General features: G+C 67.1%; 5 protein-coding genes and 1 tRNA gene. 1 reads left to right on the top strand and 5 read right to left on the bottom strand.

Annotation, left to right across the window (positions count from 1 at the left end; all coding sequences use genetic code 11):
• Positions 1-342: 342 nt before the first annotated feature.
• The 4 genes from ACJA3G_RS32100 to ACJA3G_RS32085 all read right to left on the bottom strand — a co-directional run bounded on the left by ACJA3G_RS32100 (position 343) and on the right by ACJA3G_RS32085 (position 2,588).
• Complete coding sequence (locus ACJA3G_RS32100) at positions 343-807, bottom strand: hypothetical protein (RefSeq protein WP_406556558.1); 465 nt, start codon at positions 805-807, stop codon at positions 343-345.
• 573 nt (positions 808-1,380) lie between these two features.
• Positions 1,381-1,689, bottom strand: coding sequence for a hypothetical protein (locus ACJA3G_RS32095; protein ID WP_406556557.1), 309 nt, complete (start codon positions 1,687-1,689; stop codon positions 1,381-1,383).
• Between the two features lie 16 nt (positions 1,690-1,705).
• On the bottom strand, positions 1,706-2,089 hold the full coding sequence (locus ACJA3G_RS32090; protein ID WP_406556559.1) for an ATP-binding protein: 384 nt from the start codon (positions 2,087-2,089) through the stop codon (positions 1,706-1,708).
• A 67-nt stretch (positions 2,090-2,156) separates the two neighbouring features.
• Complete coding sequence (locus tag ACJA3G_RS32085; RefSeq protein WP_406556556.1) at positions 2,157-2,588, bottom strand: NUDIX hydrolase; 432 nt, start codon at positions 2,586-2,588, stop codon at positions 2,157-2,159.
• Positions 2,589-2,675: 87 nt separating this feature from the next.
• Between ACJA3G_RS32085 and ACJA3G_RS32080 the strand changes: the two genes are divergently transcribed.
• Entirely contained in the window at positions 2,676-3,461 is a 786-nt protein-coding gene (locus ACJA3G_RS32080; RefSeq protein ID WP_406556555.1) for a GntR family transcriptional regulator, read from the top strand.
• A 140-nt stretch (positions 3,462-3,601) separates the two neighbouring features.
• On the opposite strand, the gene ACJA3G_RS32075 is transcribed toward ACJA3G_RS32080, so the two are convergent.
• Positions 3,602-3,674 (bottom strand) — tRNA-Arg (locus ACJA3G_RS32075).
• Positions 3,675-3,972: the final 298 nt, after the last annotated feature.

Below are 3,972 nucleotides of genomic sequence, written 5' to 3'. Positions count from 1 at the left end.
AACCCCACCACTACGCCAGACCCCAGCCATGTCATCGACGGTAGCGGGGGCCACTGACAACGGGACGGCCCTGTGGACAAACGAGCACACGAGAAAGGCCCCCTGGATCTCTCCAGGGGGCCTTCCGGCTGTGCACTCGGCAGGATTCGAACCTGCAACCTTCTGATCCGTAGCTCTAGCCGGAACGGTCAGGGACGGTCATAGCGGTTGCTGTCGGATCCCGGGAGAGGGGTGCCGGATGAGGGTGGTTGCTGGGGTTGCGGTATGGGGCTGCTGTACCGCAGTCGACTCCATCGACTGATCGAGTTCGCCAGCGACCGTCGACGGTGATCGCGGTTGGTATTAGTCGCTGATGTCAGCCGAGCGTGCAAGCCGGGAGATGTGCGGGCCGAGCCCCTTCACCAGGGCTTGGCCCTGAGCCGCGAAGAAGGGCTCCATCATCCGGGCGGCAAGCTTCTGCTGGGCTGCGACGAAGCCTGCGTACTTGCGCTGCTGTTCGATGACCGGCGCCATCATCCTGGCCACGTCGAACGCCTGCACCCGGAGAGCCGGCACAAGCTCGGTGAGTCGCTGGTTCTGGGCCTTGATGACCGGCGCCATCATCCTGGCTGCCGTCTGACGCTGCGCCTCGGCGAGCTTTTGCAGGCTCACAGCTAGCTGATACAAGTCACCGCTGGCAGGGACGGTCTTTACGGGGCGGCACGGCGGCGTCGAGAACTGCGCCAGCGCGTCGGTGTAGCGGACACGCCCGTCGGCCTTGGTCAAGGCACGCGCCTTCTTCTGAGCAGTGTTCTGTCGCTGAGTCACGAGATCTCCTCGCAAGCGGGGCCTATGCTTCCCGCCGGATCTGATCGTTTCCGGACAGGATTCACCTAGGCGGGCCCCGAGAGACCTTCAGCCGACGGAGCCATCATGCGGCATAGGCACATACAGCAGCGGCTTGGGCGTGCGCATCTTGCCCTGCGTGCCCACTATACGACACCCACCCCAACCACAACTAGAAATCAGCCAGTTACCTTCTAGCCAAGGTCGGCGCAGCGGCTTTGGGCGGGAGCTGCCATGGAGTGAGTGATCATGGCTCCATACGCTGGCCGCGAATCGGGCAGCACCTAGCTTTCCCGCAATAGCCCGATCTGGGGCCGTGATCTTAGAGACTCGCCTCATGGTGGCTGCCGAAAGCCTTGGAGCCGACCGCCCTAGCCACGGCGCACCCCTTCGCTGACATCAGGCTGCTGATCGCCATGCGCGCGGCACGGGCGCCGGCCGGGCCAGAGCGGGGCGGAGACAGGAGCGCAGGCCCGGCCGGGGGACGGGCCGCGTGCGGGGAGCGGAGCGAGCCGCCTTGAACCTGTAGAGAAAGTTGTTACTCAGGGCACAGGCTCAAGCCCATGGCCATACGCAGATCCGTTGGTGCTCGCCCGCCGCTATCGGGCTCACCAGCCACACCATGGCCAGGGGGCCCTGCACCAGGGTCAGCGTCGTCAACTGCTTCTCGCGAAGCTCCCGTTCCACCTTCCGGCCATCCGCCAGGAACCCCCGCGCCACCCGCAGCGCCTCCCCCTCGAACCCCGGCAGCGCTGTCCGCACCGCGATCCGCATCCAGCGCACCGCCTGCTCGACCGAGTCGACCTCCAGGACGGCGGCATTGACGCGCTCCCCGTGTCCCGGTGCTCGGCCGAGAACTCGCACAGGAACCCCGACCCCCTCAGCACAGGAGCTCCGCAGTCACCGTGCGCCCCGCCTCGCCCCCCGTCACCGCCAAGCGGCTCGCAAGCACCATGACAATGCTCAACCCCCGCCCATGAATCGCCTCTTCCGTCGCCTCGGTGACCCTCGGACCCTCCGGTCTCCCGCCGGAGTCCGTGACCGCCACAGCGACCCGGCCCTCGGTGACTGTCAGCATCACCCGCAGCGCATCCCCGGCCGTATGCGTCAACGCATTCGTCCCCAGCTCGCTGACGACCAGCTCTGCGTCGTCTACGCACGGGTGACCCCGTAGGACATCCCGAGTCCAGCGCCGCGCGCGGGCCACCTCCTTTAGGGAACCTGGGCAGATCAGCCCCCAGACTCCCGACGCCGCTTCACTCATATACTCGTCCATACAAGTTATCCATGCAGGTAGGCGGCCCGTGGACCGGGTTTTCACGGGGCTCGTGCTAGATGAGTCGAACGCCGTCGTGTGCGCGGACGGCCGGCGGAGACATGCGATCCAGCGCGTCCAGGACGCGGATCGCGTACGCCTCGTCGGCGAGCTCGACCACTTCCTCGCGGGTGACCCAACGCAGTGCACGGGTCTCGTCGCCGACCGTGGGAGCGCCGTCGATGGCTTCGCAGCGGAAGACCAAAGAGACGATCAGGCCGGTCATGTTCTTGTACACGCCGGTCAACACCGCCGGGAGCGCGATCTTGATGCCCGTCTCTTCCAGGACTTCGCGTTGCAGGGCATCGGGAAGGGATTCCTCGCGTTCGACCACGCCGCCGGGCGGCTCCCACTTACCGTTGTCGCGCCGCTTGATCACAAGCGCGCGGCCCGCGTCGTCGACGATGACGCCGGCGACGCTGACAGAGTGCGGGCGATCAATGCTCACGTTCCTCGGCCCTCCCGGGTCTGGCTAGGCTCCTCACCATAGCGATCCAGGTCACCTGCTCGTCTAGATATCTAAAGGAGTACGCGCATGGCTCTCCCGTTCGGCCTTCTGGGCGCGCTGGACCCGACGAGCGACCGCGCCGTCTTCCGCCAGATCGCCGACCACCTGCGCGAATCCATCGACAAGGGTCGCTTCCGCGAAGGCGACAAGCTTCCTTCCGAAACCGAACTCGTCGAGCACTACGGCGTATCCCGCATGACCGTTCGCAACGCCCTCTCGATCCTCCAGGGCGAGGGACTCGCCGTCTCCGAGCACGGCAAGGGCGTCTTCGTACGGCCCCGTCCGCCCGTACGCCGCCTTGCCTCCGACCGGTTCGCCCGCCGCCACCGCGATCAGGGCAAGTCCGCCTTCACCGTGGAGGCGGAAGCCGCAGGCGTGCACTCCGAGGTCGACGGCCTGGAGGTGAAGGAGGAGAAGCCCTCGCAGGACGTCGCCGCCCGCCTCGGCTCCCCGCGCAAGGTCCTCGCCCGTCGGCGCCGCTATCTCATCGACGGACGCCCGGTCGAGTTCGCGACCTCGTACCTGCCCCTCGACATCGCACGCGGCACCCAGATCGCCGAACCCAACCCCGGCCCCGGCGGGATCTATGCCCGCCTGGAGGAGAAGGGCCACCGCCTCGACCACTTCGACGAGGAGATCCGCGCCCGTATGCCCTCCCCACAAGAGGTCCGCATGCTCCAGCTCGCGCCCGGTGTCCCTGTGATCCACCTGATCCGTACCGCGTACGACACCGAAGACCGCGCCGTCGAAGTCTGCGACACCGTCATGGCCGCCGACGCCTTCGTACTCGCCTACCAACTCCCGGCCACCTGAGTGCGCCCGCGTCCGCCATGCGGGCGCCGTCCTGCTCGGTCGGGCTCGTGCGCGCGTAATCCCGTTCCGGCGCCCTGGCCCGCACGCGACCAGGAAACGCCAGAGGCCCCGGACTTTCGTCCGGGGCCTCTGGCTTGCTGTGCACTCGGCAGGATTCGAACCTGCAACCTTCTGATCCGTAGTCAGATGCTCTATCCGTTAAGCTACGAGTGCTTGTTGCGTTGCTTCCCGGTTTTTTTCTTCCCGGTCGGCGTTGCGGGAACAACATTACATGACCTGCGCCGTCACGCGAAATCCATTGGCCACACCCGCTCTGACCTGCGGAAACGCCCCTGGTGGGGCAGCGGCGGGGGAGTGGGCCCGGCAGGCGCGATGTGCCCCTAACAGGGGAAATGTGACCGGGGTCACCGGATGCGGGGCCTTCGGCGGGGCGGCACGGGGACCGGGACGGCGATCCGCGCCCGTCCAGCGACGGACCGGCCCGCCGTCGAGAGACGGACCGCCCCCGTCC

The sequence above is a fragment of the Streptomyces sp. YS-3 genome (assembly GCF_045257485.1).
Lineage (GTDB): Bacteria > Actinomycetota > Actinomycetes > Streptomycetales > Streptomycetaceae > Streptomyces.
Note: the sequence above shows the minus strand (reverse complement) of the source record. Positions and strands in the feature narration are given on the sequence as shown.

Bases quoted from the DNA above. Each gene is read 5' to 3' on its own strand.
- ACJA3G_RS32090 (WP_406556559.1), bottom strand. From the start codon at position 2,089: ATGAGTGAAGCGGCGTCGGGAGTCTGGGGGCTGATCTGCCCAGGTTCC.
- ACJA3G_RS32080 (WP_406556555.1), top strand. From the start codon at position 2,676: ATGGCTCTCCCGTTCGGCCTTCTGGGCGCGCTGGACCCGACGAGCGAC.